This is a genomic window from Hallerella succinigenes, assembly GCF_002797675.1.
Taxonomy (GTDB): Bacteria; Fibrobacterota; Fibrobacteria; order Fibrobacterales; family Fibrobacteraceae; genus Hallerella; species Hallerella succinigenes.
The window spans coordinates 2191200-2216933 of the sequence record NZ_PGEX01000001.1 but is presented as its reverse complement, the minus strand read 5'-3'; the positions used below and the strand labels follow the sequence as shown (position 1 = coordinate 2216933).

The following is a 25734-nucleotide window of genomic DNA, read 5'->3' as shown; positions in this document are numbered from 1 at the left end:
ACCTCTAGCGTTCAAGGTTAGCGATCTTCGATCGAAACGACGTTAAAATTGCCCGCATTTTGAACAGCGGAACGGATTTCTTCTTCCGAAACTTCACGGATCGCGTCGAGCTTCGCCTCGGCCTTTTTCAGATTTACCTTGGCAGATGCCCCGTTGATTTCATTCAAAGCGTTCTGCACCCGAGCCTCGCATTTTTCGCAAATCATGCCCTGAATTTTGATGTTCTTTTTGAAAACGACCGTACCGTCGAGCTTCTTTTCGAGGGCGCAGGATCCCCCGCTGTTACCGCCGCAGCAAGAGCCTTGGCCCATAAAATGGCGAATGGAGGTGCGTACGGCAAAGAAGATGGCAAGTACAATGATGGTGATAATGATAATGTTGATCATGGTGATTTCCTTGGAAAATTATTTCATCATTTTTTGAAGTGTTTTTAAAAGCTCATCGATAACGGTGTCGTCGCCTTCACGCACATGTTTTGCAACACAAGTGCGAAGATGATTTGAAAGCAACACCTTATTAAACGAATTGAGAGCAGCATTGACCGCAGCGACCTGGGTCAAAACGTGTGTACAATAGGCGTCCTTTTCGATCATGCCCTTGATGCCCTTAACCTGACCTTCGATTCGGTTCAAGCGGGCCATCAGCTGCTTGACTTCTTCAGGATCTCGATGTTTTGTCTTTTTCATACCTACAATATAATACCCCCAAGGGGTATATTGCAAGGGGCACAAAAAAACTCCCGAATGCGGGAGCGATTCTCGTCCAATCGAAGTCTTTAAGCTCGAAACGGAATTTAACGGCGTTTACGATCCTGCGGAGCGAGGCGTTCCGTGATCTTGGCAAGGCTGTCGTAGAGTTCAAGGAAGTCTTCCACCCAAATGGCATCGCGTTCGCCGACTAAGGACAGCGCATTTTCAAGCGTGTGTTCTGCATTATACAGTCCCACCACAGCACCCGTCGGAGAATGTCCAAAACCCGAAGCATGTTGGCTGTAAAGAATCATCGCGGCGCGCGCACGGTAAGAACGATGCAAACGGGAAACCAACTGCGAACGAAGCGAAAAGAGTTCCGAATACGCCTTGTCAAACTTACCTTGCGAAAGAAGTTCCTTGGCACGTTCCATGTTGTGCGAAAACGAAATGCGTTCCGCCACCGGAATCAGGTAATTCTTAGCCGCAAGAGAAGCCTGCAAACGAGAAATTTCCTTTTCGATGGCAGAAACATTCCAAAGCGAAACCTTTGCCGGCGCGGGCTTTGCCGTTCGGGAGAGTTCCTTTTCGTGCTCATCGACCCAACGGTTCAAACGCACAATCATTTCATGCGCTTCATCCTTTCCACCGACTGCAATGTAATCGCCAATGCGTGACAGCGAAAACTCCGCATAAGCCAGACGCCAATACGGCAAGCGATCCTTTTTACGGAGCTCGTCTACTTTGCCTTTTAAGGCAATATATTCAGCGTCTAACGCTTCGCTCATTTCTGCACAACCTCAGCCGCTTCTGCCTTACGGATCGGCGTAATGCCGATTTCCACGCGGCGGTTCAAACGGCGATTTTCTTCACTCGTATTCGGCACGCGCGGATGGAAAGGTCCAAAGCCCGCGGCAAAAATACGTTCACCCGGAAAGCCTTGGTTGATCAAAGTCTTGACCACATTCACAGCGCGTTCTGTGGAAAGGTTCCAGTTCGTGTAAGTCGGAGAATTCGTCGGCGTGTCGTCGGTAAAGCCGGAGACCATGATGGCGTCACCGGTATCGAGTACGTCTAGCAAACCTTGGCCAATCGATTTAATGATACCCACGCCTTCGGCAGTCAAATCAGCTCCGTTACGCGGAAAAAGGAAGGACGCCTGAATCTGGATGTTTCCATTTTCGAGTGCGATAATTCCCTTTTCGAGAGGAGCCTTCAAGCTCTGAGAAAGCAGCGCGTTGCGTTCCTTGGCAACACGGCGCATTTCTTCTTGACAGCTCACGACTTCTTGTTCGGTACGTGTCAGAGCTTCCGCCTTCTTTTCTTTCATCGTCGTCATGGCGACAAAGGCAAGAATGAAGAGGGCGAGAAGGCCTGCCGTCAAGTCCGTAAAAATCAGCCAGTGGCTATCTTCGCGACGCTTCGCCATAGATTAGTCCACCTTCTTAGGAGCCTTCTGAACCTGATCCAAGATTTCCAGGAGAATTTCCTGGGTCTTCAACGCGTTTTCAAGCAGCACTTCGCCAGAGCGTTCCTGGAAGGACTGTAACGCGGTGTTCAGCTGTTCGATAAAGTTCTGTTCGTTTTCGCGTTCCGGCACGTCGCCCGAAAGCTTCGAAAGCACCGCTTCGATGCCCTTGCCGAACATTTCGAGGTTTGCCGCAAATTCGGACTGATTCACACGCATGAGCGTTGCCGCTTCCGCAATGTTCGAACCGAGCGCTTCCGTCGATTCGTTTTCCTTCACCACGCGGTTGTCGATACCGGTGATAAGTGCCTGCTGAGAAGCGACAAGAGATGCAGAAGACTTGGCGAGCTCTGCGAAAGAGGTCTGCACCTTCTGCGAAAGGTTTTCGATTTCGGAAGTGACCGTATTCGAAAGTCCCACCGTGGAATCGTTCGCCTTGGAAGCCACCTCTTCTGCCACAGAGCGGAGCACTTCGAGACCCTTCTGTTCGGCTTCCGCGACTTTTTCGGTCGAAGCCTTGAGAGAATCCATGAAGGCGTTCCACTGTTCGCCGGAATTTGCCATCTGCGAATCGAGATGCGTGGAAATGGAATTGGCAACGCTCGAAGAGAGATTCGAAATTTCTTTTTCAAGACCATCGACAACGCCCGATTCAATTGACTTGACGCTCGTCGAAAGTTTCTGCATTTCTTCGGAAAGGCCCGAAGTCACCTGAGAAAGGGAATCGCGGAGTTCTGCCGACGCCGACTTGCCCGAAGCGACAATGCCTTCCGCAGCGGCCTTCTGCACCGCAGAGAATTCTTCCGAAAGCTTTTGGACCGCAGCCTGCATGCCTTCGAGAGCCGCCTTCTGAGCAATCGCCAGATCCTGCATCGCCTTTTCACCGAACTTCGAAACGCTATCCGTAAAGGACTGCTGCAGCTCGGCAAGATTCTGTTTCTGAGCCTGTTCCATCGAAGCGAGACTTGCCGACAAAGACTCGGAACGAGACGCTTCCGCAGCCTTCGAAGCTTCGACCATGCTCTGGAAATCCGCTGCACGGGCCGTATCCGAAGACTTTACCGTATCGATCAAACGACGGATTTCGTTTGCCGCCACATTTTCAGCCGAAGCGGTCTTCGGGATCAAATAGAAGAGCGTAAATTCATCGAGTTCCGCAATCAGCTTTTCATGATCCGATTCATAGGAAGAGTGGATAGAGCTCAAGATCAAGGAAGCAAACAGACCGCAAAGGGAAGATCCGAAGATGCCCTTCATACTCGCAAAGATGTTCTGAATAATTCCGAGCGTCGTTTCGGAAGTCGCATTCGTATCGATTGCAGAACCCGCCGCATTGATCGAAAGCATCAAGCCGAAGAATGTACCCATCAAACCGAGAAGCACCACGACGCCGCTATGGCTGTGCACGGTTTCTTCTTCCTTCGAAGCCCACGTCGACTTGAGAAACGGAAGGTCCTGCACCGTCACCACGACCTGTTTCTGCGAAAGGGTCTTGAAGAAGCGCACACGAGAATTCAAAATGCCTTCGCCTTCCACATCGGAATCCGCAGGAACATTGCCTGCGTTATAAACTTCAACAAGTTTTTTCACCTGTCCCCGTTCTACATCTGTCGCACGGATTTCGCGGAAAATATTCCACGACGTCAGAAGGTAAATTGCAAAAATCGCAATCATGATGAGCCAGCCAAAAAGCGGGGCTCCAAAATAGACAGCGCCAATCGCAAGAACGACTGCACCGATCAGGGAAATGATGAGAGTCCGAGAAGATTTTGTCATTGTTATCCCACGGTTTTATGAGTAAAAAGATCCAACTGACCACGCGAGAATCCGCGCAGATATAAAAGCCATTTTTCAAGGTACCACTTACCGATAAAGAGCGTTAAGCCCTGGGCGTAATCACAGAAGTCATCGGTAAAAGCGAGGAACGCATTTTCGTATGCGATGTTCGCATTGTTTGCGCCCACATTCTTTGCACAGGAACGAGCCGTGTGAAAGTGACGTTTGTCACGGGGCGGTTTGAATTCCACCATAAATCGGTTACGGGAAACGCCCGCCAAAGACGCACGCAAGCGAGATGTCAAAGCGTATTCACTTGAACGCAGAGCCGCTTCCAGAGCGGGCAAAATCTTGGAAGACGCATCTACCGCGCTTTCCTTGTACCACAAGCGAGAAAGCTTATCCTGCATATGTTCTACACGGCCCGAAAGGTTCACGAGCAATTTTTCTGCATCCCCCACCATCAAGTGAATCGTTGAGAAATACAGGTTGCGAAGTTTTTCCGCCGTCGCCGTATAGTACCAGCCATTGTCGTCGCGCAGAATGTACTGGTTCTGCGAAAGCATACGGGTGATTTCTTCCGTTGCAAAGCGCTGGATCCACTTGGCACGGAATTCTTCAAATTTTTGGCGATATTCGTCGAGAATGATCGGAAAGTCTTCGGCTGCGATTTTCCAAGCGATCTTGCCGTTTGAAATCATTTCGCTGCCCGACATCATTTCTTCCGGATTCGCTTCGGCAGCGTCCAAATGTTCGTAAAGCGCAATGGACCAGCGGATATCCATCGCCTGAGAAAGGTTTGCCAGTTCCGATGCACGGTCCAAGCGGAAGCCTAGACCGAGCAAACTCGTCCCTGTCATCTTTCGAATCGCTCTACGAAATTTTTCTTCCACGAGTCGTTATCCCCTTAAAATCCCGATTCGATTCTCTGCCAAACGCTTCTGGAAACCTTGCGACCCTTGCCAGCAAGATCGTCGGATTCCTTGCGGACGTCCGCTTCCAGGTTGTTCGATATGGACTTTGCTTCACCGTCGAACGAGGTTCCCTTGTAAAGATAAAGTCCAAAAACGTTTTCGTGTATTTTCGTATTTCTAAAACGCACCGAGCCGACGCCCACCGAAAGAGCGAAACGGTTGCGTTTGAATTCACAGCCGACCAAATCGAAATTCGGGGAATTTTCCACCCAAAGTCCGTAATAGTTATTCACAAACTTCACGTTTTCAAAAAGACCCTGCGAACGGATGACCGTGTTGCGGAAGGAATTTTCCACCCGCAGATTTTTGACATAGAAATAATTTTCACCCGTCGAAAAATACAAGCCGTTCCACGATTCCGAGGAATCCGCATTCATAAAGGCGACCGGCTTTTGCACCGTTCCTTCTATACGCACCGTTCCGCGCAAATAAAGCTTGGCGTAACCGCTAAAAAAAACTTCCACGCCCGGCTCAATCTGAAGTGTATCATCCATACCAAGCACAAAGCTCGTTTCCAACACATACGGAGACGAAACCTCGGTCAAAACCACCTTGTGATGCTTGATCGCCGGGAACGGAGTCACCGCGAACGTTGCACCGAAAAGGCAAAGGAATGCAAGAAGGAATCGTTTCATTCGCGAACGCTCCTCAGCGTGATCTTTTGACGCACACGCAGATCCGGAATGGTATCACCATCCTTCTTTTCGATGACGCGGACCTTTCCTTCAATATCGAGTTCCCCTTCTACAACCTTACCTGCGGCAATATCAAAGAGAATCGTGCCCGAGCCCAAGACAAAGTCCGGGCTTTCCATGATCTGCGCGTCGTCTTCACTGTTCTGCTTGTAACGCACATTCATGCGAAGCTTTGCAATTTTTACGCCGTCCCGGTCAAAAACCTCTTCCAGCTTGAACCATTTGTAAACCACGCTCTGCTTGTTGTTGTCGTCCGTCAGCATCTGCTGGCGTTCCCAGGTATCGCCCACCGCAAGCGGACTGGACGGCAAAACAGGTTGAACCTTGAGAAAGATGCGACGGATATCGATATCGCCGACATCCGGCAGCGCGACCATTTCGTCGAAACGGACCGAGCTCATTTCCCCGTCGCTTCCCATCTTGTATTGCACCAGCTGAGTCTTCAAATAACGCTGAATGTGATCCGTTTCTTCCACCGAGCGATTGTCCGACGAATAGTTCGCAGAATCCACTCGCAGCATAAAGCGACCTGTGCCATCATCATAAGCGGCGAGCAGTTCCGAATGCACCAGAACCTCGACTTTTGCTGACATCGACTGTTGCATTTCGACCGGCACGTTTTTCGGCACATCCAACAGCACGTGCAATGAACTTTTCAGTTCATAATTTTCTGGCGTCGGATTCTGGGTATTGAAACCGAGAGAAATAGACTTATCTTCGCAAGCGACAAACACGGTCAAGAGCGAAAACAAAAGAGACAGGAGCGCAATACGGTTCATGTCTCAAAAATAAATTAAGAAATGGATTCTTTTGGAGGCTTTGCGCCGGAATCACCCTTCTTTAAGCGCATTTCCATAAAAAACGCCTTGAGGATGCCCAAACATTCTTCCGCCTTCACGCCACCTGTCACCTGGACTTTTTGGCCAAGCGCATTGTTCGTGATAACGTCAATGGTCGTGCCGCAGCCACCGAAGCGCGTATCGGGAGAACCGTACACGATTCGGGAAATTCGGCTGTTCAAAATTGCGCCCGCGCACATGGGGCAAGGTTCAAGCGTCACATAAAGAGTCGCACCGGAAAGACGCCAGTTTTCAAGAGCCGAAGAAGCGGCTCCGATTGCCAAAACTTCCGCATGCGCCGTCGCATCTTTTAAGGTTTCCACCTGATTGTAACCTCGAGCAATGCAACGTCCGTCTTTCACAATTACGCATCCTATAGGCACTTCGCCCAGGTCATAAGCACGTTCGGCTTCACGGAGAGCCGCTTCCATCCAACGGATATCTTCTTGATCGGTCAAACTTTTTCCTCCGCAGAAACTTCTGCACGTTGGGGGAATACAAAGCGAAGCAAGTTCGCCATTACAAGCGTTGCAACGCAAGAAATCAACGGGTTCCAGAAGAAGTTAAAGACTCCACCAAACGGCGGAACATAAGACGGAAACACCGGTATCTTGTTAAAGAGCAAAATAGACGCCATGCCGCAAATCACGCCCAGCACAACGGCACGCGCACTTAATTTATCTGTAAAGAACGCCAACAGGAACAGAGCCAGGAGAGGTCCTGTAAAAAGACCTGTAAAGAAGAGCGCATTCGAGAGCAAGGAACTCTGCATATCCGCCGCAATAAAGGCGCAAAGCGTGCTGAGAATCGCCCAAAGGATTGTCCACTTTTTCGCTTTGGAAAGCGCCGCCACATTTTCGGAACGGATGAGCAAAATATCCTTGACCGACGTGTTGCCTAAAGAATTGATTGCACTCGAAAGACTGCTCATCGCAGCCGCATAAATTGCAGCAATCACAAGGCCAGTCGCCCCCGGCGGAAGCACATTCACAATAAAATACGGAAAAACTTCATTCAGCTTGACCGCTTCCGGAAGGATCGCAACCCCCTTCACCTGGTAATAAACGAACAAGCCCGCTCCCACCCAAAAGAACACGACCGAAACAAATACGCCGAGCACCATGCTCAAAATACTCGAAGCATTCGCCGACTTGATCGAATCGCAACTCAAATAACGCTGCACGAACTGCTGGTCGCAACCGCGAATCGAAATTTCAATAACCGCATAGGCGAGGCCCGCCGAAAGCAGATTCCGCGAATTGGACGGATCCCAGTTGATTGCATCAAAGAACTTCGTTTTACCCGCCGCCGAAGCCAAGTCGAACATTTCCTGAAAACCACCTATGCCCTTCGCCAAGATGCAAATGGTAATAATTCCACCGCCAAAAAGCACCATGAACTGCAAAACATCTGTCCAAATAACCGCTTTGAATCCTCCGTACCACGTATAAAGCGTAGCCACTATGGCCGTCACGAGAATTGCCCAATGGATGTCAATTTCCAAAATCGGAGCGAGCACAAGAGACGGCGCATATAGCAAAATACCCATGCGCAACAGCAAATGCAGGCTGTAAAAAAAAGCCGCCAAACGACGGACAGACGGAGAAAACTTCACTTCAAAAAGTTCGTATGCGCTCGAAATCTTGGAACGGCGAATGCGCGGGATAAACACAAGTCCCACCACAACAATCGCAATCAAAGCGCCGATGTTATTCATGAGATAGCTCATGTCCGCCGCATAAGCTTCTGCCGGATTTCCGAGGAATGTAGTTGCGCTCACCGAAGTGGCTATTAAGCTAATGCCCACCGCAAACCACGGCATCGCACCGCCGCCGCGCATGTATTCGCTAAAGCCTTTGTTGCTTCCACGCGAAGCCCAAAGACCAATACCAACAGTCAAAAGAATATAGGCAACAAGAACGATCCAATCGAGGACGGTGAACATTTATGCGTTCTCCGTCTGCGCATCTTCCGGTTCAAAATCACGTTCCTGATATTCAACCACACGGTTTCTTCCGCCTTCCTTGGCGCTGTAAAGAGCGTCATCAGCGTAATGCACAGCGCGGGTCATTTCTCCCTGGAAACTTCTTGTCGCAAGGTAACATCCAATGCTGACCGTCACTGGAATCGGAGATCCCTGCTGAATGTCAAATGGAGAAGAATTGACGGCAACGCGAATCGCTTCTGCTGTATCCTTCAGAATTTCTTGAGTCGCCCCCGGAATGGCGACAAAGAATTCTTCACCCCCGTAGCGAGCAAGCAGATTTTCGCCCTTGTTTGCCACCGACGAAATACGAGCCGCAATTCCCTTGAGAATCGTATCGCCTGCCTGGTGACCGTAGGTGTCGTTGATATGCTTAAAGTGGTCGATATCCATCATCATGACACCGACGTCCTTTTCCTGATGAACTCGGTTGAGTTCAGCTAGCTTCGAATCAATCGTTCGACGGTTCAAAAGGCCGGTCAGAGCATCGTGGTAAATTTCGAACTGTTCATGTTCAAACTGCATACCGCGCTGATAAGCAAAGTAGGCGATGTTCACCATAAAGCGGAGCAAATCCTTTTCGAACTGTTCGAACTTAAGCGCCTGGCGACGTTCAATACAGATGGCGATTTCCGAAGGGCGGTTTAACGATGCATTGCGCATGGTCATGGAGCTCGGCTGCACAAAGAGATAGCGGAGCGAATTATTGCGCGGTTCCGCATCGTTTAAACGCAGCACGTAATCACGGCCCGTGAAAACGCGTTCCGTTGCTGTATGCTGCATCATGGCAAGTGGCAAAATGCCCTTGTCCGAAAGCGAGAAGTGACGACCTTCAAAAAGACGTTCGTCTTCACCACGGCAAAATGCCACCGTACCCTGTTCCTGATCCATGTTGTCAAAGACAAGAATCATAATACGGTCGGCGCTAAAGTTCTGGCTGACGTATTCAAAGATTTCCTTGTAGGTATCCTTCAAAAGCGTCGTTTTGAAGAACTTCTGCTGATACGCGGAAAGTTCGTAGAACTTCTTCTTTTCCCGGTAGTTCGAAGCCGAAGTGAAGCTCTTATACGTGAGCATGTGGAACATCGAAGCGAAACTGTCGAGAATCGGAATCAAGTTCGCATTGAATGCGTTCTGTTCCAGAGAGTCAATGACGAGAGCGCCCACTCGCTGATTCTTGTTATTGAACATCGGAACGCCTGCCACCGAATGAATGGCGGGAATCGTCAAATAATAGCCTAAACTCTTTCCGTTTAACAAATCCCCTTCGAGAATACGGTTCACGTCGCGACTAGCCAGCTGCCCCACAATGCCCACGCCATCCAAAATGCGGGCATTCATGTTGATTTCATTTTCCGCAGTCGACGAGAATTGACGAATGGCAAAAGATTTTCCGTCCAACGTCTTCAGCAACAAAAGAACCGAGTGTGTCTTCGGAATCAAGGTTTGAATGGAACGCAAGACAGAGCGGTAAATCGGATCCAGATCGCGTTCAAGCTTATTCCAAATTTCATTGCCTTTGAGCTTGTCGAGCGAAGATTCCCCGTCACCCGGAAAAGCGGTAAAGGTGTCGCGGGCAGAAAGAGTCTGACTCGTCTGGGTCACCGCCGGGCGCAGAATACGACCGATGGCTGTTGCATCCGTTGTACGCGTTGCACGCAGCACAGGCACGGTCGCCGTATGCGCCTTGGACGTCGGCAAGCTCGGACGATTCAACCAAGCAAGCACCAGCGCGATCAGCGCACCAGGAATCGCAAAAAGAAACAGTCCGCCTTTGAAAGCAAGGCCGATAAGCAAACCGGAAGCGACATATAAAATATCAGACATTCTAACCACCAACCATCAATTTCAAAAGATCACAAGCGGAAAGACCGACGAAGCATCCAAACAGCCACGACCGCAAAAACAATGTGTCCTATCCAAGCGCCGAGCATCGGAGAGAGCGCACCATTTTCCCCCATCTTGAGACCGATTCGTATAATGACATAATAACTAAAAACGAGCAGGATGCCGATGCCAAACTTTTGAGAAAGGCCTCCATTTCGGTTAAAACGATGCGCAAGAGCAGCCCCAATCAAAAGCACGATGAAATTCATCATGGATCCCGAATATTTAAAGAAGTAGGCGGTTTCGAGCTTGTTCGTATTTTCGCCAGAACGCTTCTGCACTTCGATCTTGCGAAGAATCGTCTGAGCATCCATTTCGTCGCCACGTTGGCGTTCGTCCAAAAAATCTTCTGGGAGAAGGCTCGTTTTCCCTTTTAAGCTCTCACGGATAAAATGGCGAATTTGCACCGAGCCATCCTTGAGGAAGACGCGTTGGTAACCTTCTTCCAAACGCCAATAGCCTGGTTTGATTTCCAAAATGGAATCCTTCACCTTTTCCGCCGATGCCGAAGACTTTTCCATTCGAATGGAATCCATCTTCTGCCGAATGCTTTTCACCACGGAATCTTGGGAAACCTTCTCTTTTTTTTCGGCCTTTTTCCGCGGAGCAACGGTTTTAGCAGGCTCTTCCACAGCATGCGCCACACGCACCGTATCCGGCATCATCCATCGCAGACGCTTTGCGTCGTAACGTTCAGCGAGATCTCCGTCCCGATGGATCAACAGAACGACGTCGCGACCAATCTTGTTTGCGCCGCCGTACATGCGCATGAACCAGCTCGTTTTATCGCCCGAAATGTACACAAAGTCGCGTTTGTCCTTGACTCGCGGATCCCTGCGCTGTTGCGCCATCGGTTCCATGATTTTATAACGGCGATGGTTTGCATCCGGAAGGATCTTGGCATCGAGATAGAACGAAATCGCCGTCACGGCCGCACCGACAAAAAGGATCGGAACCAAGGCGCGAAACGGGCTTCTTCCCGACTGCTGAATCGCCGTAAATTCAAGGTGACGAGACATGTTTCCTACCGAGGCGACAATCCCGATAAACAGCGCTACAGGCGACACCAGGTAAACGATGTACGGCATGTAGGCGATATAATAATCCTTCGCATCGGAAAGATCCCGAGCAAGCCATGTTTTGATGTTGCCCACGAAGTCTATCACGATAAACATGAAGACCGAGCCCAAGAGCACGAGCAGGAACATCTTCACAAAATTCCAGACGAGATACCGGGAAAACTTCATCAGCTATTTTCCTCCGGCAAAGATGTCTTTTTACGGTGAATCTTTTTCCAAATATTTCCGAAGAAATTTTTCACATGTCCAAGCGGAGTCGTGCCCGAATAGCGGTCGCGGACCATCTTCCACGTGAGAAGGATGCCGATCGTTCCGATAATCGCATTCGAAATCCACATGGCGAGGGTCGGCGATACGATTAAGCGGTCGGCGAGGTTTTCGCCCCCGATCAAGCAGACCCAGTACAAGACGAAGAACGCGATGCTGTAGATGACGCCCGTGCCGATACCGCCCTTGCGAGCCATAATGCCGAGCGGCGCACCGATCAGAACGAAAATGAGGCAAGCGACGCTCGTGCTAAACTTTTTATGGACTTCCACCCAGTACTGAGCCTGGCGCTTCCTTTCAGAAGTGACGCGTTCCGATGTGCGATGCACAAGGCGTAAACGAGTGCGTTCGGCAATGGCGACGTCGCGCAAGGCGCGGATATGGCGGAGAGAATCCGCCTGAATATCCCATTTGCCGTTTTTCGGCACAATCGAATCTCCCAAGGCGAACTCCCGCAGATGGACTAGATCTGGGAAGAGCGTTTGATGCGATTCCTTGACGATTCGCGCTTCGTTTTTTTTCGCCTCTTCGATAACGTCAAGCATCATGTCTACAGGCATTTCGCGGTCGCTGCGATGTTTGCGGTCTCGACGCTCCAAGCGGTCGTTTACATTCTTAATGGCGAAATCTTCCGATGAGAAACGGATCCGGAAATATCCCGAAGGATCGTCCTTGTCCGCCATGTGATTTTCACCGCTTTTGAGGCGCAGCATGAGCGTTGCCCCATGATCGGCGTAATCCATCGAGGCGCTGTCCGCCAAAACGACTCGGGGAGGACCTTTGCCCTCTGTTTCAAAAATCTGGATGCCGTAGAGCATACCCGTCGAAGGATCAATGCGATCAACCCAAAGCTGCACCCCGGGGAACTGCGTCGTGAGCTTTCCTGCATCGATAAAAGCGTGCGGTTTTTTACGCGAAACGGCACTCATCAGCTCCACGGAACGGTGGTTCGCTTCGGGCAAAAGCCAGTTATTAAAAAGAATCAACAATTCCGAGACCAAAATGCCGACCAGCAAAACCGGTCGCATCATCGCCAGCGGCGAAATTCCAGCCGCCTTCATCGCCGTGATTTCCTGGTCTCCCGAAAGGCGGCCAAAAGCCATCAGACAGGCGACAAGCACCGCCATCGGAATCGAAAGCGAGAGCATCCAGACAATATTGAGGGCAAAAATTTCAAGAACGGTCGAAAGCGGCAAGCCTTTGGAAAGCACATTATCGAGGATCGTCACCAAAAAATCCACGACAAATAGGAATGTGATGACAAACAACGCCAGCAAAAAGGGCGCTAGATGTTCCTTCAACACATACCGAACAAGAATCATAGGCGTTTTTTCAACTCGTTTTTGCTAATTTAGCAACTTGAAAAACCGTTCCATCCTTTTTTAGACGGACCAATGCGCATAAACAAACACTTCTCGATTTTTGTTCTTCTTGCTGCAACAGCCTACTCTCTGATTGCTTGCGTCCCGCGTGACGGCGGTGGTGACCGCACACTCATGTGCAAGAACCGCTTTGATGCGGCAGATAAAGACTTTAAGGAAGGCAATTACGGCCGAGCCAAGGAGCCATTAGAAGAAATCCTGAATATCTGTATCGGCACAGGCTATATGGAACAGGCCCAGTTCCTGATCGCCGAAAGCTACTTCAATCTGGAAGAATGGCTCGAAGCCCGTGGCGAATACGGCAGCTTTATCAACAACTTCCCGAGTTCCCCGTTTATCGAAACCGCAGAATACCGCAAGGCCGTTGCCGCCTTCAATATCGAATACGATATCGACCGCGACGAAACCAATACGACCCTCGCCATGCGTGACTTTGAAAAGTTCCAGTCCAATTACCCGGAATCTCCGCTGATGGACTCCGTGAACTACTACATAAACCTTTTGATCGAACGCCGCGCAGAGCGCGATTACCGCACCGCCCGTCTTTACCACAAACTCGACCATCCGCAGTCGACGGTCATTTACATGAAGGAATTCCTAGACCTCTATCCGAAAAGCAAGCGCCGCCCGGAAGCCTTGAACCTTCTCATCGAAAGCTACGCGGAACTCGACCAGTTCGAAACGGCCCGCTACTACCTGGAAAACTACCGTTTGACCGTTCCCGATAGCATCCAAAAGCGCATCGAAACCGTCGAAGCCACAGAAGCCTACATCGCAAAGCTCGAAAAGAAGTTCCTGCAACGCATCGAAAAAGAAAAAAAGCAGAAGCTGATCGAAAAGCAGGAAGCGAAGGAAGAAGCCGAAGCGCAGCGCGATGTTGACGAAGAAGATGAAGAGGACGAATATTGAGATTCCCCTTTGTCTCCATCGCCGTTTTTTGCACGAGCCTCTGCTCCGCGCTTTGGGCTTTACCGAGTGAAGAGAATCGCCTAGGTGTGAGCGAATCGACAGACGACAGAAGCATTCTTTCGTTCTTTATCCAGCCTTCTATCTCTTTTATCGGATTTGACAACCGTGATAAATTCCAGGCTCAAGTCGATACGGTTTACAACCATTACAAAGCCCAAGCCTTGACGAAAGCGGAAAGCAGCTACGTCGCCAAGCAAGACTTCCAAAAGGTGAACTTCTGTTTTCCGATTACAGCAGGTCTGCAATTCCAATGGCGAGAAGGGCATTTCGTCAGTGCGGGCTTCGGATATATTTACGATAACGAATCCGTGGTCGTCACCGACCGCAAAGACAAGATTCATAATTACAGCTATACGCTCCAAGGTTTTCCGCTGTATCTCGAATACCGCGTCGCTATCCCGACCCATTTGATTTCCCTTTCAAACGCAAGTCTCTTTAGCGTTTCTTTACGCTGGTACTGGATGCTTCCGGGTACCGAAATCTATTCAAGCTGGGGCCATATTTCTGCCGAAACGCCCCTCCTCGGTAACGGCTTCGGGGTGAGCCTTGGCTACCTCGTGACGACGTGGAAGAACATTTACATTTACGGTGACATCGGATATTCGAGAATCATCGTGGAATCGGACGAACCGTTTTCGAGTGTCGTTCCAGACAAAGATACAGACAAGGCGAAGTGGGACTTAGGCGGCTTGATGCTGCAATTTAGGTTCAGCTTCGGGGTACTGAACCGGGAAAAGTAATGTGGTTCGATCCTGACTATGCGGAGATGCATTACAAGTTCAAGCTCCCTTGGTCCTTGCTGTACAAAAATGAACCCGAAATTTTGATCGACGCCCCCTTCCAAGTCGTTCCCGGCGAAGATACCAGGCTTTTTATCGTCGTCCGTGAAGCGAACCGTTTTCCCGTCACCCTGGAAACCTTCGAAGCGGTCTTCACCTGCGGCACGACCCGTATCACCAAGGCGCAGCCGATTCGAGAAGAAGTTCGCACGCCGTTCCGCTTTATTCCCATTTCTTGCGGAAAACTCCCTTCCGGAAACTACACCGTCGAAACGTCGCTTACAGTTCTCCTCAACGGAAAGCGCAAGCGCATTCGTCGTTTTAATTTGACCGGATTAAAGCAAAACCCGCTCCAGATTGCGGTCCTTCGAAATCCGATTCCAAAGCCAGAAGGTTATATCGCAGGCGAAACCCACTCGCATACGTATATTTCCGCGGACCCCGTGGAATTCGGAGCTTCGCCCGCCGTTTTACAGCAAGCGGCCCAATCCGTCGGGTTGGACTTTGTCTTTTGCACGGACCATTCTTACGACTTCGCCTTCCGCGACGATAATTACATGATCCGTACCGACGCAAGCGTTCGCTACAACGAGCTGCGAAAAGAAATCGCCGCGCTCCCCGCTTTTCCGAAGATGATCGCCGGCGAAGAGGTTTCGGCCGGGAACTCCCAAGGTCAAAACGTCCATTTGCTCTTCCCAGGAAACCCCTTCTACGTTCCCGGCGAAGGCGACTGCGGACGCAGATGGCTCGACAACAAACCGACCCTTCCCATTGCGCAAATCGTTTCGCAGACAAAACTTCCCTGTTTTGCCGCACATCCCAAAGAACAGATGGGAAAGCTCGAACGTTTTATTTTTCGCCGTGGAGACTGGCACGCAGAAGATCTTTTGAAAGGATCCCAAAATCCGATTGCCGCGCTCGAATTTTGGAACGGTTCCCGAGACAAAGGCTTTGAACTCGGCCGTGAATTCTGGATTTCAGAGCTCGAAAAAGGGAATTTCATTTTGCCGCTCGGCGGAAACGATGCCCATGGCGATTTGAACGAATATACCGGCGTGAAGATTCCGCTTTTCAAACTCAAGCAGTCCCACGCCCACGTTTTTGGATACGTGAGAACGGTCGTCCAAGGTTCTGACCCGATTTCCGCTTTCCGCGGCACGAACCTTTACATCACCGACGGACCAGCCCTTTGGTGGACAGTCGAAGGAGAAACCGTTACATTCCATTTCCAAAGCACCGAAGACTTCGGCGCCCTGCAAACCCTGACTGTTTTTGCGCAAGAAACTTTGGGTACAAAAAAAGAGGCGCCGATTGCAGCACCTCTTGAAAAGATTTCCGATTTTGAAGCTGTAGCAAAGGTTTCTCTTTCAGGCAAGAACTATGTCCGCGCCGAAGCGGAAACCGACTTCAAGCGCTTTGCGCTTACAAGTGCCTGCCCTGCGCTGAAAGATAGCGCTCGTACATAAACATCGCGAGCAGATTCTTGTGATCGATGAACTGCTTGCCCGCTTCTTCATACGGCAAAACGACGGTCTTGATCCATTCATTTTCATCCGTATATTCCTGATTTCTTCCATCCAAACGTTTGAGCTCTTCCGGCGTTACATCTCTTTCGATCGCATACAGGCGAATGCGTTCGTCTAAAAGTCCGCAACTTCCGGCGTGGCCGTCGAGCTTTCCATCGGTGTAAAACCCGGTGAGGTCAATCAGTTCATCATCCGTCGCATCGATCATCGCCTCTTCTTTCAATTCCGAAAGGGCGACCTTGCGATAGTCCTTGGACCAGTCGAGAATTCCCGCCGGCATTTCCAAAGATTCCGGTTCCGAAATGGCAAAGCGCGGCTGACGCACAAGCAGCAAATACGGCTTGCCTTCACAGCGCAGCACCACGAGAACGCCGACCGCATTGCCGCGCACAAGCACAATCCCGTGCACAGGCTTTCCATCCGGAAGCGTTGCAGTCGCAGTCAGCTTGATGAACAGCGGAGAATGATTCTTAAAGCGGTAATCGACCGAAGAAAAGTGGATCTTCGAAATGATGAAATTTTTTTGCGCATGTGCAAGCCAATTCTGAAACAAGAAGCTGTTCAAAACCGCATCGCGGTCTTCGACTAGGACTTCATCCGAAAAGGTGTATTCCACCGGTTTATTCGACATCTTCTTCCTCGCTTGCGCCTACCGAAGCTTTTTTCCACGCCGATAGCAACGTATCCGCCAACGCCGAATCCAAAACTTCTTTTTGAGCGCTCAGGTTGTAAATGGCCCAATTCGAAAGGGCGGCAGGACCGCAGCTCGATTCTTCGAAAGACGGAATAAAGAGAATGTGCTGCGTCGTAAAATAACGTCCATGCAAAGCACTTCCCGTAAAGTCTCCATGATCCACACTGGCACATTTCGGAATCTGTTCCATAAAAAATTTGGAATAGTACCACGTCGTATCCAGATATTCGTAAACGGAATCGCTGAGCGACGTCGAATCGTTTTTCCAGTTGGCCGTCAAGCAGTAGACCAAGGAATCGGCTGTGGTATCTTCGGCACAGACCGCACGGATCGGGACAAGATTCGTATCCTGTGCGCTCCAGGAAGAACGCCAAGCTGTATCCGGCACCGTTTCGCAGGAATCGTGAATTTCGACACAGTTCGATTCCATGAAGCGGTAAAGGAACGTATCGATATCCAAAGAATCCGTTATAAAGAGAACACCCGCCGTATCGCTCGACGTGCGACGCGGATACGTGTAAGGATCTGCAAAAGAGGAATCGAGATAAACGGAAATGCTTTCCGCGCGGAAGCTTCCCTGTCTAACCAAAATCGAATCCTTGAAAGTCGCATACGCGGTGGCCGCCGTATCGATATCTTCGGGATAGAATTCATTGTGGGCGTTGCCTTCCACACGAATTTCACGCACGCCCTTCTGTTTCCATTCTTCGTTAAACGCCAAGTACAGAACCGTATCCGGTCTAAAAATCGGCTGCGGGCAATCCGTCGTTCCGGTGTTACCGAGCAAGAGCTTTACCGTAATCGTCAGGATGGTGTCGTTAGAATAAGAGCCGTACAGTTCGATGTCTTTCAAAAAGCAGTTGCCGAAAGTCCACATGCTGTCCATCGCAAGGGCAAGCGTATCGCCCTGAATGTGGAAGCGATAACCGGAATCGAGTTCCGCATAAAGCATATAGCCGTAACCGCCCACGGCAAAATCATTCGGATAAATGCGGATTGGACCATCATCCGATTCCGCACAGGCAAGAATCAAAAGCGAAGCGAGCAGTGCAAGAATCCAACGATTCATCTTAGAATTCAATCTCCGAAAGGAAGAGCTTCACATCCGCCGCATCGGCAACATGGGTCTTCTTGTAGAAATCATCCCAGCGGACAAAACGTCCATTGCGGAGCACTTCCAAAAAAAGGACAGCGCTATCGTTCGGCGCAAGACGTCCCAAGGCATCGTCCTGTTCCAAACGCTTCCCCGCTTCGATATCAGCAGCGATCTGCGAAAGACCCGAAACGCGGGAAAAGAGATTTCCTCCGTGATCCAGATAAAGCTTGTAACCGAGAGAATCCTTCGAAACAGAAATCACGTAGCCGGGCAAAATCGGATAAACCGGAGCTTCGCCGATGCCCATGAACAAATCCTTCAAAAGCAATTCTTCGCGACCGCCAAAGTCAAAGTCCGCTTCAATCGGAAGCGCGCCGCCCTGCAACGGATTTCTCGGACAGGCCCCCGGATAACGGCAACCATCCGCACGCACCCAAGCAAACGAAGAATCCGCAAGCATCAAATGGTAAAAAGAAGTCGTCGTCTTCTTGGAGCGTAAAATCAAAACCTTTGGATTCCAAAAATCCGACGAGTCCGCAATCCAATGCACTTGCAACGGATACTGCATTCCCGGAACAGAAGCCGCATAATGCAAAAACGGAATGTCCGGAAGTTCGGAGACCTCTTTTTCGGATTTCACAATCCAGCCGCACTGTCCCAGGGAACCTTTCTTTGAATCGAAACTCGTCCCTTGAGTTTTCGCACAACCTTCCCGCCACGGCAAATCCGCATACGCCGGTTCTTCGACAGTAATCTTTCTTTGGTCTTCGATAAACCGGTAAGCCTTCTGAGCGGCACCGCTCGCATAGACCGCATAGATCAACGCGAGAACGATCAATGTCCGCACAACCGGAATCCGCTTTTTCGGTTTCCAGTCTGACTTAAAATCTTTGAATTCGCGAAAGGAGCTCATGAATGCAAATTCATCACAAAGACAACAGCCACAGCGGCAACAGCCACCAATCCAAGTCCGAGCCACAGCCACTTTGCGCCGCTGCTCTTTTCTTCCTTGAACGGATTTTCGAGGCTGCCTTCCATCTTCTGGGTATCTTTGCGAATCGCATTAAAACTCTGGGTAAAGCGACCTGTCACACGGCGGCGAAGAGAATTCATCGAAGCCGTTTCACGGCGATTATTGCTCTTTGCGGTCGGGACTTCGACAACTTCTTCTGCGTCTGACTTCGGACTATGCATCGCCTCGTCTTCCTTCATCGAGAAAGCGACCATATCCGCTTCCTTGCGGAAGATGTGAATGCTCTTGTCGAGATTCGCCTTTTTCAGGCACGTGACAACATCATCGTGATCGGTCAAGACGGCAAAAGCGCCGTGCTTTTCAGAAAGCTGTTGCTGCACCTGGCAAAATGCACTGCAGGCATCGCTATAAAGAAAATCAAGACCCGTCGTATCGACACCGATAAAAGAAGAACCCTTTTCAAGCAAAGGCTTCACGTCTTGCTTAAACTGTTCCGCATCAAAAGACCCGATCGGAGTGACGGGGGCAGAAACCAAATCAAATAAACCGACTGCACGACAATTACTTAATTCGCTCATAGGTTTAATATACCTCTCATTCTTCCCAATAAGTACCACCTGCGGATTCTTCTTCCACAAGTTCTTCTGTTTCTACAGGCTCCATTTCAGAAATAGCAGCCTTTTTGACTTCTTCCGCCTTCTTCGCTTCCACCACGTAGGCAGGCGAAGACGCCGATTTCTTCTTCGGGAAAAGGAAGAGACCCGGGCTGACTTCGAGGCTTACACGGTGCACAGCAGAAAGTGTCGGATGCGATTCAAAGGCGTAATCAACCCTTAACCAATTCGAAAGAGCAAATCCAGCGCCAGCGGTCCAGCTTTCGAGTTCCGAAAGGCTCGCCAAACCAGCACGCAAAGACAGCCCAAAATCAAAAGCGAATTCTACACCCGCACGACCACCGCCCAGCCAATCCAGTGGATGTTCCCAAAAACGGCCACCGCGTTCTTCACCGTCCCAGTCCAGGTCACGGTTTTCACGGTGAAAAATTCCTGCGCTCTGCCAATAGGCACTCGCCGTTCCGTAGAAGTAAGAAATCGGCTGGTGCACGTTCAAGCCCAAGTACCATTCCGGGGAGCTGTATTCAAAGGTTCCTTCTTCCCACGTCGTTGCAGACGAAGTCCAGCCTTTGAGGAACGAAGACACCGTCACCTGTTCATGCACATGGTAATTTGCACCGATGTCTCCACGGAACCCCCAACCGCTCTGGTCCAGTTCACGGTAAAGACCATGGAACGAAATGCCCAAGTCCAAGCGATCGTTTAAGAAGCGACGACCCCATGCAAGCGTAAAGACGTAATCCGCAATCGAAAGTGTCTTGTAATCATCGCCTTCCGGCAAAGGATCCCCTTCCGCAATCCAAGGAATGTCATTAGCGCCAAAGCGCGAAAAAGCAAAGCCCAAGCCTCCCATATCGCCAAGCGGGAACTGCACTGCACCATAATCGTACTGGGTGTCTTCATAATAAACAACGTGGCTAAAGGCGACCCAAGAATTTTCCGCACTCGAAAGCTGTTGCGGATTCGAAGTAAGTTCCAAAAGATCGTGATCGACCGCAATCGATGCACCGCCTAAAGCAGAGGAACGCGCGCCGGCATGAATGTCAAGAGAAGCGTTTGCGCCCACGACACGTTCCAGAGCCCACGTTTGCGAGGCAAACGCGAAAAGGAACAAAGTCGCTGCTGTATAAATTCGGCGGAACATTTTCCACAAGATAAAATTTTCCAAAGAACAGAGCCCACAAAAACTTGTAGATTTAAGGATAATGGCTCTTCTTTCGGAACACACAGAAAACTTTTGCAAATACATCGCCTTGGAACGCCGATTTTCCATGCAAACGGTGAGCACATACCAAAAATCGCTCGCCAAATTTTTGCAGACCTTGCGCCCCGAAGCCGAGCTGAAAGATTTTACGATCGAAAACATCCGAACCTACGTCTGGCAGATGCGCCAAAAAGAAGACCTGGCGATTGCGAGTATCGATTTGCATATCGCTTGCCTCAAAAGTTTTGGCAGCTACCTTGTGCGCAGCCATCTGCTCGACAGCAATCCTGCAGAAGCTGTGCCCATGCCCAAGCGTCCCAGAAGGCTCGTCTCGTTTCTTTCCCAAAAGGATCTCGGCGAAGAAAATTTTCCGGAAATCGAAAATCCGACGCTTCCCATGGTCCGCGCCCGTGTATTGCTTGAACTCATTTACGGCTCGGGACTGCGCATTTCCGAATGCCAGAGCCTGACCTGGTCCCGCATTGATCTTTCTGCCAAATCCGTGCGCGCCTTGGGTAAGGGCTCCAAGGAACGCATTGTTCCGCTGACGCAAGACTTGATCCGTTGGCTGAATACATACAAATTAAAACTCGCCGATGAAGGCAGATTCGTGTCGCCACATGCGCCTGTCTTTTTGAACGAACACGGTCAAGCTTACGACGTGCGAACACTCCGCCGGGACATCCACGATTTACTTCGAAGCATCGGCTGGGAAGGCAAGGCAAGTCCGCACGTTCTGCGCCATAGCTTTGCCACGCACCTGCTCGAAAACGGTGCAGACCTGATGAGCGTCAAAGAAATGCTTGGGCATTCAAGCCTTGCGACAACACAGGTCTATACGCACGTCTCGGCGGAACGCTTAAAGGAAGCGTTCAAGAAGACGCATCCACGAGCGTGAAAGACTCTTTGTAAACATTGCACTTCTAAAATATTGGTTCATGGGCAAAGTGATTTAAGACAGGGTATAGCGCACCAAAGCATATCTGCGTGAGCGTCTGTTTCATTCTCCCGATTGAAAATTTTGGTCATATTTCAGAGCGGAGAACAAGAGCCAAAGCTTAAAAAATGTCTATCAACAATGTAGATCATTCAATCCAAACCGGAAATTACGAAAGACTCCCACCGACTTAGCCGACAATTTTGAATGCATATAAAAACAGCAAGCAGATCGCTTGCCGTTTTCAGTTTTTTTAAGAAAGATTAGTCGCCCGTGCGGTAGTTCGGAGCTTCCTTCGTAATCGTTACATCATGCGGATGCGATTCGCGAAGGCCTGCGCCCGTAATGCGCACAAACGTTGCCTTTTTGTAAAGTTCTTCGAGGTTTGCAGCACCCGCATAACCCATTGCGGAGTGAATACCTCCGATAAGCTGGTAAACGGTGTCGCGGAGAGGTCCCTTATACGGAACACGGCCTTCGATGCCTTCCGGAACGAACTTGCGCGGTTCCTGAACACCACCCTGGAAGTAACGGTCTGCAGAGCCGGCCTTCATGGCAGCGAGAGAACCCATACCGCGATAGCTCTTGTAACTACGGCCATCAGCCAAGATTACTTCACCCGGAGCTTCTTCGGTACCAGCAAAAAGCGAGCCCACCATCACGGCGTGACCACCGGCAGCGAGAGCCTTCACAATGTCGCCAGAGAACTTGAGGCCACCGTCGGCGATAATCTTCACGCCCACCTTGCGAGCCATCTTGCCGCATTCCATCACAGCGGAGAACTGCGGATAACCCACACCGGCCACGATACGGGTGGTGCAGATAGAGCCAGGACCGATACCCACTTTGACGATATTGGCACCGCACTTGGCAAGTTCCGCAACCGCTTCAGGCGTGCAGACGTTACCGGCGCAAATGGTGAGCTTCGGGTACTTCTTGCGAACGGTCTTCACCATGTTGCGCACTCCGATGTGGTGGCCGTGAGCCGTATCAATAATTAACAAGTCGACGCCCGCTTCAACAAGGGCTGCCACGCGTTCAAGGGTATTTGCAGAAGTACTGACAGCGGCACCCACCAGCAACTGGCCGTTTTTGTCGAGGCTCGCATTCGGGTTGTTTTCGCGCTTCAAGATGTCCGTCATGGTAATCAAGCCCTTCAAGGCACCGGAAGCATCCACCAGTGGGAGCTTTTCGATACGCTTTTCAGCGAGGATTTCCTTCGCTTTGGCAAGGCTCACCTTGGGGCTTGCCGTCACCGGATTCTTGGTCATGATCGTACGAATCTTCACATTCATGTCGCTCACCGTGCGGAGGTCACGGCTGGTGAGCATACCCACGAGCTTACCCTTGGAAAGGATCGGGAATCCGCTCACCTTGTTACGGGCGCGGAGTTCAAAAGCTGCGGAAACAGGCTGGTCTGCATCGAGGGTCACCGGGTTCGTCACAATACCGGACTGCCACCGCTTGACCTTGCGGACTTCTTCGGCCTGGGCTTCAACGGACATGTTCTTGTGAATGATACCAAGACCGCCCTGCAATGCAAGAGAAATCGCGAGCGGCGCGGTAGTCACCGTGTCCATGGCGGCGCTGATAATAGGAATATTAAGTTTAATATTCGGAGCAAGCTGGGTGCTCACGTCGGTCTCAGCCGGCAAAACGGAGGATTCAGCAGGGACAAGCAGAACGTCATCAAACGTCAGAGCTTCAGGCAAAAGTTTCATAAGTACCTCTTTTTGCGTAAAAAAGATAGAAAATTTTGTGTGTTCAGCCAACTGGGATTTTTACTTCCTAAAGGCTTTTTTCATATTTCAAACGCCTCGGGCCAGGGGATCCCAGATGATTTTATGCAACTGGACCTGAAAGCGGGTAGAATTTCGCCGCAAGACCTCGTTTGCAAGAATCCAGTTCACCATTTCCTCGTACGGCATCGATCCAAAAATCGGGGAAACGTAAAGCACCGGAAGCGGGCGTTTTTCCTTAGCGAATTCCTTTTCCAAAATTTCCACAATATGCACTGCATCCTCTAAATCCTCAGGCGTTCCGACGACAAACTTGAGCACATCCCGAGCCTCAAGAGTCAAAAGGTTTTGCAAATTTTTTTCATTCCGCATGCCGCTGCTTGAAATTTTCCAATCCATGGTGCAAAAAGCGTTCTTGTATCCGACAGGACTTGGGCGCGTTCCGTTCGTTTCAATATTGACTTCAAAACCGGCGTCGTCCAACAGTTTCAAAAGCGTTTGAACATCCGCATGGATCAGCGGTTCCCCACCGGTGAGCGTTACATACTTTGTACGAAATGACTGCACCTTTTCAAAGATTTCGACAGGCGACATTTCCACAAAATCCGAGCCTTCTATCGCATACAGGGAATCACAATAGGCACAATGGAGATTGCAACCGAAAAGGCGTACAAAAACGGCAGGCGCACCCGTTCGAATGCCCTCGCCTTCGATGCTCAAGAAAATTTCAGAGACTTTCATCGCTAACCGTCGACAGCGTATTCTGCCACATTGCCTTCGCTTTCCTGAACGGAAACCTTATAGCATTTCGGAATCTGATCACAGATCCATTTGGCCATATTTTCCGCGGTCGGATTAAAATCCACCACTTCATTCAAATACTTGTGATCGAGCTTTTCCTGGATCGCATTTTTCACATGCGAAAAATCCACGACCATGCCTTCGGCATTCAACGTTTTTGATTGGCAAAAAACGGTGATAATCCAATTATGACCGTGGAGCTCTTGGCACTTGCTTTCGTATGAAAGCTGTAGTCGGTGCGCGCCGGAAATTTCAAAGCGCTTAGAAATTCTATACATAGGGTACCTAGTTTTGTTTTATGACAGGAGGTTTTCGAACTGTCCGCCGGTTCAGCACCCCAAATATAGAAAAAGACGCTATTTTAGAAAGGTCCCACGCAGAAGGTATCCGTGCTGAAATCGATGTAAAAACGGCGATCTTCTAAAATCGACGCTCCGAGTACACCCAGCACAGCCTCTTTGGGAAGCCCCGTCACTTCCATGATCTTCGTCTTCAAAATATCGGGCATCACCCCGTATTTCACCTGGTAATTCCGTCCACCGAATTCTGTCAACGCGCGGAACACAGGAACCGTGTAATAATCCGCCAAAGGATGATAATCGATACGGCGTCCCTTATCCGCACAGCCATCAAGCCAAACCTTATCCGCATAAGAGGATGTGATGCCCGTATCGAGCAAAACTTTGCGCGGCACCCCGTTCAACTTGACTTCAATGCCCATACAGTCGCCAAGCTTTACTGTTGCAATCGAAGATCCTTCAAACGGAATTTCTTCCGTGTCGAACATAATCTGGTTCCGGATTTTGTCAATCACGATTTTGAATTTAGAAAGGCAATCCGTGCCGAGAATCGTGGTAATCGGAACGCCGACGTGTTTTGAAATCGCATCGAAATCGATGCCCAAAACCTTGGCGGTCATTTTCGCATCACCGTCATGCGCCGCCTTAAGCGCTTCAATATTCAGCCCGAGCGTTTTTGCCAAGGCCTGACCGTGACGCGAGCGGAAAAGTCCGTTCAAATTTTCCAAGCTAAAGCCTTCGATGAGCGTGCGAAGCGGCGCGAGTTTCGCATCCTTTTCAATCACGTTGTGCAAACGCTGCGACATTTCGGAAATATCGCCATCGTTTCCCGTCACACAGGTTGTGTAACAGATCGAAAGAGGTTCCGAGCCACAGTGAAAAGAGAACGGCGAACCTGTATCGACAAGGACCATGTTCTGTCCTTTTTCAAAGACGAAATAACCGTTTACATCGTCGATCAACTTGTAAATTTCCATCGAAGAACCTCCTCAAAAGATTGTATGATTCCCTCTATATAAAGAGATACATCCTTTTACCGGAAAAGGACCTCGACCGAGAAAAA

The 25734-nt window shown here is 50.1% G+C and carries 26 protein-coding genes; 4 read left to right on the top strand and 22 right to left on the bottom strand.

The features are described 5' to 3' along the window. Positions 1-17: 17 nt before the first annotated feature. From BGX16_RS10160 to BGX16_RS10100, 13 genes are all read right to left on the bottom strand, one after another. Positions 18-386 carry a heavy-metal-associated domain-containing protein gene (locus BGX16_RS10160; protein ID WP_100425926.1) on the bottom strand — a complete coding sequence of 123 codons (369 nt, stop codon included), beginning with the start codon at positions 384-386 and terminating at the stop codon, positions 18-20. 18 nt (positions 387-404) lie between these two features. Then, positions 405-686, bottom strand: coding sequence for a metal-sensing transcriptional repressor (locus tag BGX16_RS10155; protein WP_100425925.1), 282 nt, complete (start codon positions 684-686; stop codon positions 405-407). A gap of 107 nt (positions 687-793) precedes the next feature. Beyond that, the gene (locus BGX16_RS10150; RefSeq protein ID WP_100425924.1) at positions 794-1477 is read right to left on the bottom strand and encodes a hypothetical protein; all 684 of its coding nucleotides are present in this window, start codon (positions 1475-1477) and stop codon (positions 794-796) included. Then, positions 1474-2118 carry an OmpA family protein gene (locus tag BGX16_RS10145; RefSeq protein ID WP_100425923.1) on the bottom strand — a complete coding sequence of 215 codons (645 nt, stop codon included), beginning with the start codon at positions 2116-2118 and terminating at the stop codon, positions 1474-1476. Before BGX16_RS10145 ends, BGX16_RS10150 begins: the two co-directional genes overlap by 4 nt. A 3-nt stretch (positions 2119-2121) precedes the next feature. Continuing rightward, complete coding sequence (locus BGX16_RS10140; protein WP_100425922.1) at positions 2122-3933, bottom strand: hypothetical protein; 1812 nt, start codon at positions 3931-3933, stop codon at positions 2122-2124. 2 nt (positions 3934-3935) lie between these two features. Further along, on the bottom strand, positions 3936-4793 hold the full coding sequence (locus tag BGX16_RS10135; protein WP_241899530.1) for a hypothetical protein: 858 nt from the start codon (positions 4791-4793) through the stop codon (positions 3936-3938). A gap of 47 nt (positions 4794-4840) precedes the next feature. Further along, a complete protein-coding gene (locus BGX16_RS10130) occupies positions 4841-5542 on the bottom strand; it encodes a right-handed parallel beta-helix repeat-containing protein (RefSeq protein ID WP_100425920.1) in 702 nt (233 codons plus the stop codon). Next, complete coding sequence (locus BGX16_RS10125) at positions 5539-6381, bottom strand: hypothetical protein (protein ID WP_100425919.1); 843 nt, start codon at positions 6379-6381, stop codon at positions 5539-5541. The genes BGX16_RS10130 and BGX16_RS10125 overlap by 4 nt, the downstream gene beginning before the upstream one ends. 14 nt (positions 6382-6395) lie before the next feature. After that, positions 6396-6872, bottom strand: coding sequence for a tRNA adenosine(34) deaminase TadA (tadA, locus tag BGX16_RS10120; RefSeq protein ID WP_100426830.1), 477 nt, complete (start codon positions 6870-6872; stop codon positions 6396-6398). Between the two features lie 23 nt (positions 6873-6895). Beyond that, positions 6896-8386, bottom strand: coding sequence for a sodium:solute symporter family transporter (locus BGX16_RS10115; RefSeq protein WP_100425918.1), 1491 nt, complete (start codon positions 8384-8386; stop codon positions 6896-6898). Continuing rightward, the gene (locus BGX16_RS10110) at positions 8387-10252 is read right to left on the bottom strand and encodes a sensor domain-containing diguanylate cyclase (RefSeq protein WP_100425917.1); all 1866 of its coding nucleotides are present in this window, start codon (positions 10250-10252) and stop codon (positions 8387-8389) included. A 29-nt stretch (positions 10253-10281) separates the two neighbouring features. Further along, positions 10282-11559, bottom strand: coding sequence for an LptF/LptG family permease (locus tag BGX16_RS10105; RefSeq protein ID WP_100425916.1), 1278 nt, complete (start codon positions 11557-11559; stop codon positions 10282-10284). Beyond that, positions 11559-12980, bottom strand: coding sequence for an LptF/LptG family permease (locus BGX16_RS10100; protein WP_100425915.1), 1422 nt, complete (start codon positions 12978-12980; stop codon positions 11559-11561). Before BGX16_RS10100 ends, BGX16_RS10105 begins: the two co-directional genes overlap by 1 nt. 72 nt (positions 12981-13052) lie before the next feature. Between BGX16_RS10100 and BGX16_RS10095 the strand changes: the two genes are divergently transcribed. The 3 genes from BGX16_RS10095 (at position 13053) to BGX16_RS10085 (ending at position 16254) form a co-directional block, all read left to right on the top strand. Next, positions 13053-13949 carry an outer membrane protein assembly factor BamD gene (locus BGX16_RS10095; RefSeq protein ID WP_100425914.1) on the top strand — a complete coding sequence of 299 codons (897 nt, stop codon included), beginning with the start codon at positions 13053-13055 and terminating at the stop codon, positions 13947-13949. Positions 13950-14035: 86 nt separating this feature from the next. After that, positions 14036-14749, top strand: coding sequence for a hypothetical protein (locus BGX16_RS10090; protein WP_100425913.1), 714 nt, complete (start codon positions 14036-14038; stop codon positions 14747-14749). Beyond that, the gene (locus BGX16_RS10085) at positions 14749-16254 is read left to right on the top strand and encodes a CehA/McbA family metallohydrolase domain-containing protein (RefSeq protein ID WP_100425912.1); all 1506 of its coding nucleotides are present in this window, start codon (positions 14749-14751) and stop codon (positions 16252-16254) included. Before BGX16_RS10090 ends, BGX16_RS10085 begins: the two co-directional genes overlap by 1 nt. Here the strand turns inward: BGX16_RS10085 and BGX16_RS10080 are convergent. From BGX16_RS10080 to BGX16_RS10060, 5 genes are read right to left on the bottom strand one after another with little or no spacing between them, the layout of a single operon-like run. Continuing rightward, a complete protein-coding gene (locus tag BGX16_RS10080) occupies positions 16211-16945 on the bottom strand; it encodes an NUDIX domain-containing protein (RefSeq protein ID WP_100425911.1) in 735 nt (244 codons plus the stop codon). The genes BGX16_RS10085 and BGX16_RS10080 overlap by 44 nt on opposite strands. Continuing rightward, positions 16935-18077, bottom strand: coding sequence for a hypothetical protein (locus BGX16_RS10075; protein ID WP_100425910.1), 1143 nt, complete (start codon positions 18075-18077; stop codon positions 16935-16937). Before BGX16_RS10075 ends, BGX16_RS10080 begins: the two co-directional genes overlap by 11 nt. 1 nt (position 18078) lies before the next feature. Next, on the bottom strand, positions 18079-19017 hold the full coding sequence (locus tag BGX16_RS10070; protein WP_100425909.1) for a M23 family metallopeptidase: 939 nt from the start codon (positions 19015-19017) through the stop codon (positions 18079-18081). Next, complete coding sequence (locus BGX16_RS10065; protein ID WP_100425908.1) at positions 19014-19655, bottom strand: STAS domain-containing protein; 642 nt, start codon at positions 19653-19655, stop codon at positions 19014-19016. The genes BGX16_RS10070 and BGX16_RS10065 overlap by 4 nt, the downstream gene beginning before the upstream one ends. 16 nt (positions 19656-19671) lie before the next feature. After that, on the bottom strand, positions 19672-20835 hold the full coding sequence (locus BGX16_RS10060) for a PorV/PorQ family protein (RefSeq protein WP_100425907.1): 1164 nt from the start codon (positions 20833-20835) through the stop codon (positions 19672-19674). Positions 20836-20896: 61 nt separating this feature from the next. Between BGX16_RS10060 and BGX16_RS10055 the strand changes: the two genes are divergently transcribed. Further along, positions 20897-21793 carry a tyrosine-type recombinase/integrase gene (locus tag BGX16_RS10055; RefSeq protein WP_100425906.1) on the top strand — a complete coding sequence of 299 codons (897 nt, stop codon included), beginning with the start codon at positions 20897-20899 and terminating at the stop codon, positions 21791-21793. A 302-nt stretch (positions 21794-22095) separates the two neighbouring features. On the opposite strand, the gene guaB is transcribed toward BGX16_RS10055, so the two are convergent. From guaB to BGX16_RS10035, 4 genes are all read right to left on the bottom strand, one after another. After that, positions 22096-23553 carry an IMP dehydrogenase gene (gene guaB / locus BGX16_RS10050; RefSeq protein WP_100425905.1) on the bottom strand — a complete coding sequence of 486 codons (1458 nt, stop codon included), beginning with the start codon at positions 23551-23553 and terminating at the stop codon, positions 22096-22098. 87 nt (positions 23554-23640) lie between these two features. Continuing rightward, a complete protein-coding gene (locus BGX16_RS10045; protein ID WP_100425904.1) occupies positions 23641-24312 on the bottom strand; it encodes a 7-carboxy-7-deazaguanine synthase QueE in 672 nt (223 codons plus the stop codon). Positions 24313-24314: 2 nt separating this feature from the next. Next, positions 24315-24650, bottom strand: a complete 336-nt coding sequence (gene queD, locus BGX16_RS10040; RefSeq protein ID WP_100425903.1) for a 6-carboxytetrahydropterin synthase QueD — start codon at positions 24648-24650, stop codon at positions 24315-24317. Between the two features lie 83 nt (positions 24651-24733). Beyond that, positions 24734-25648, bottom strand: coding sequence for a hypothetical protein (locus BGX16_RS10035; protein ID WP_100425902.1), 915 nt, complete (start codon positions 25646-25648; stop codon positions 24734-24736). Positions 25649-25734 lie beyond the last annotated feature (86 nt).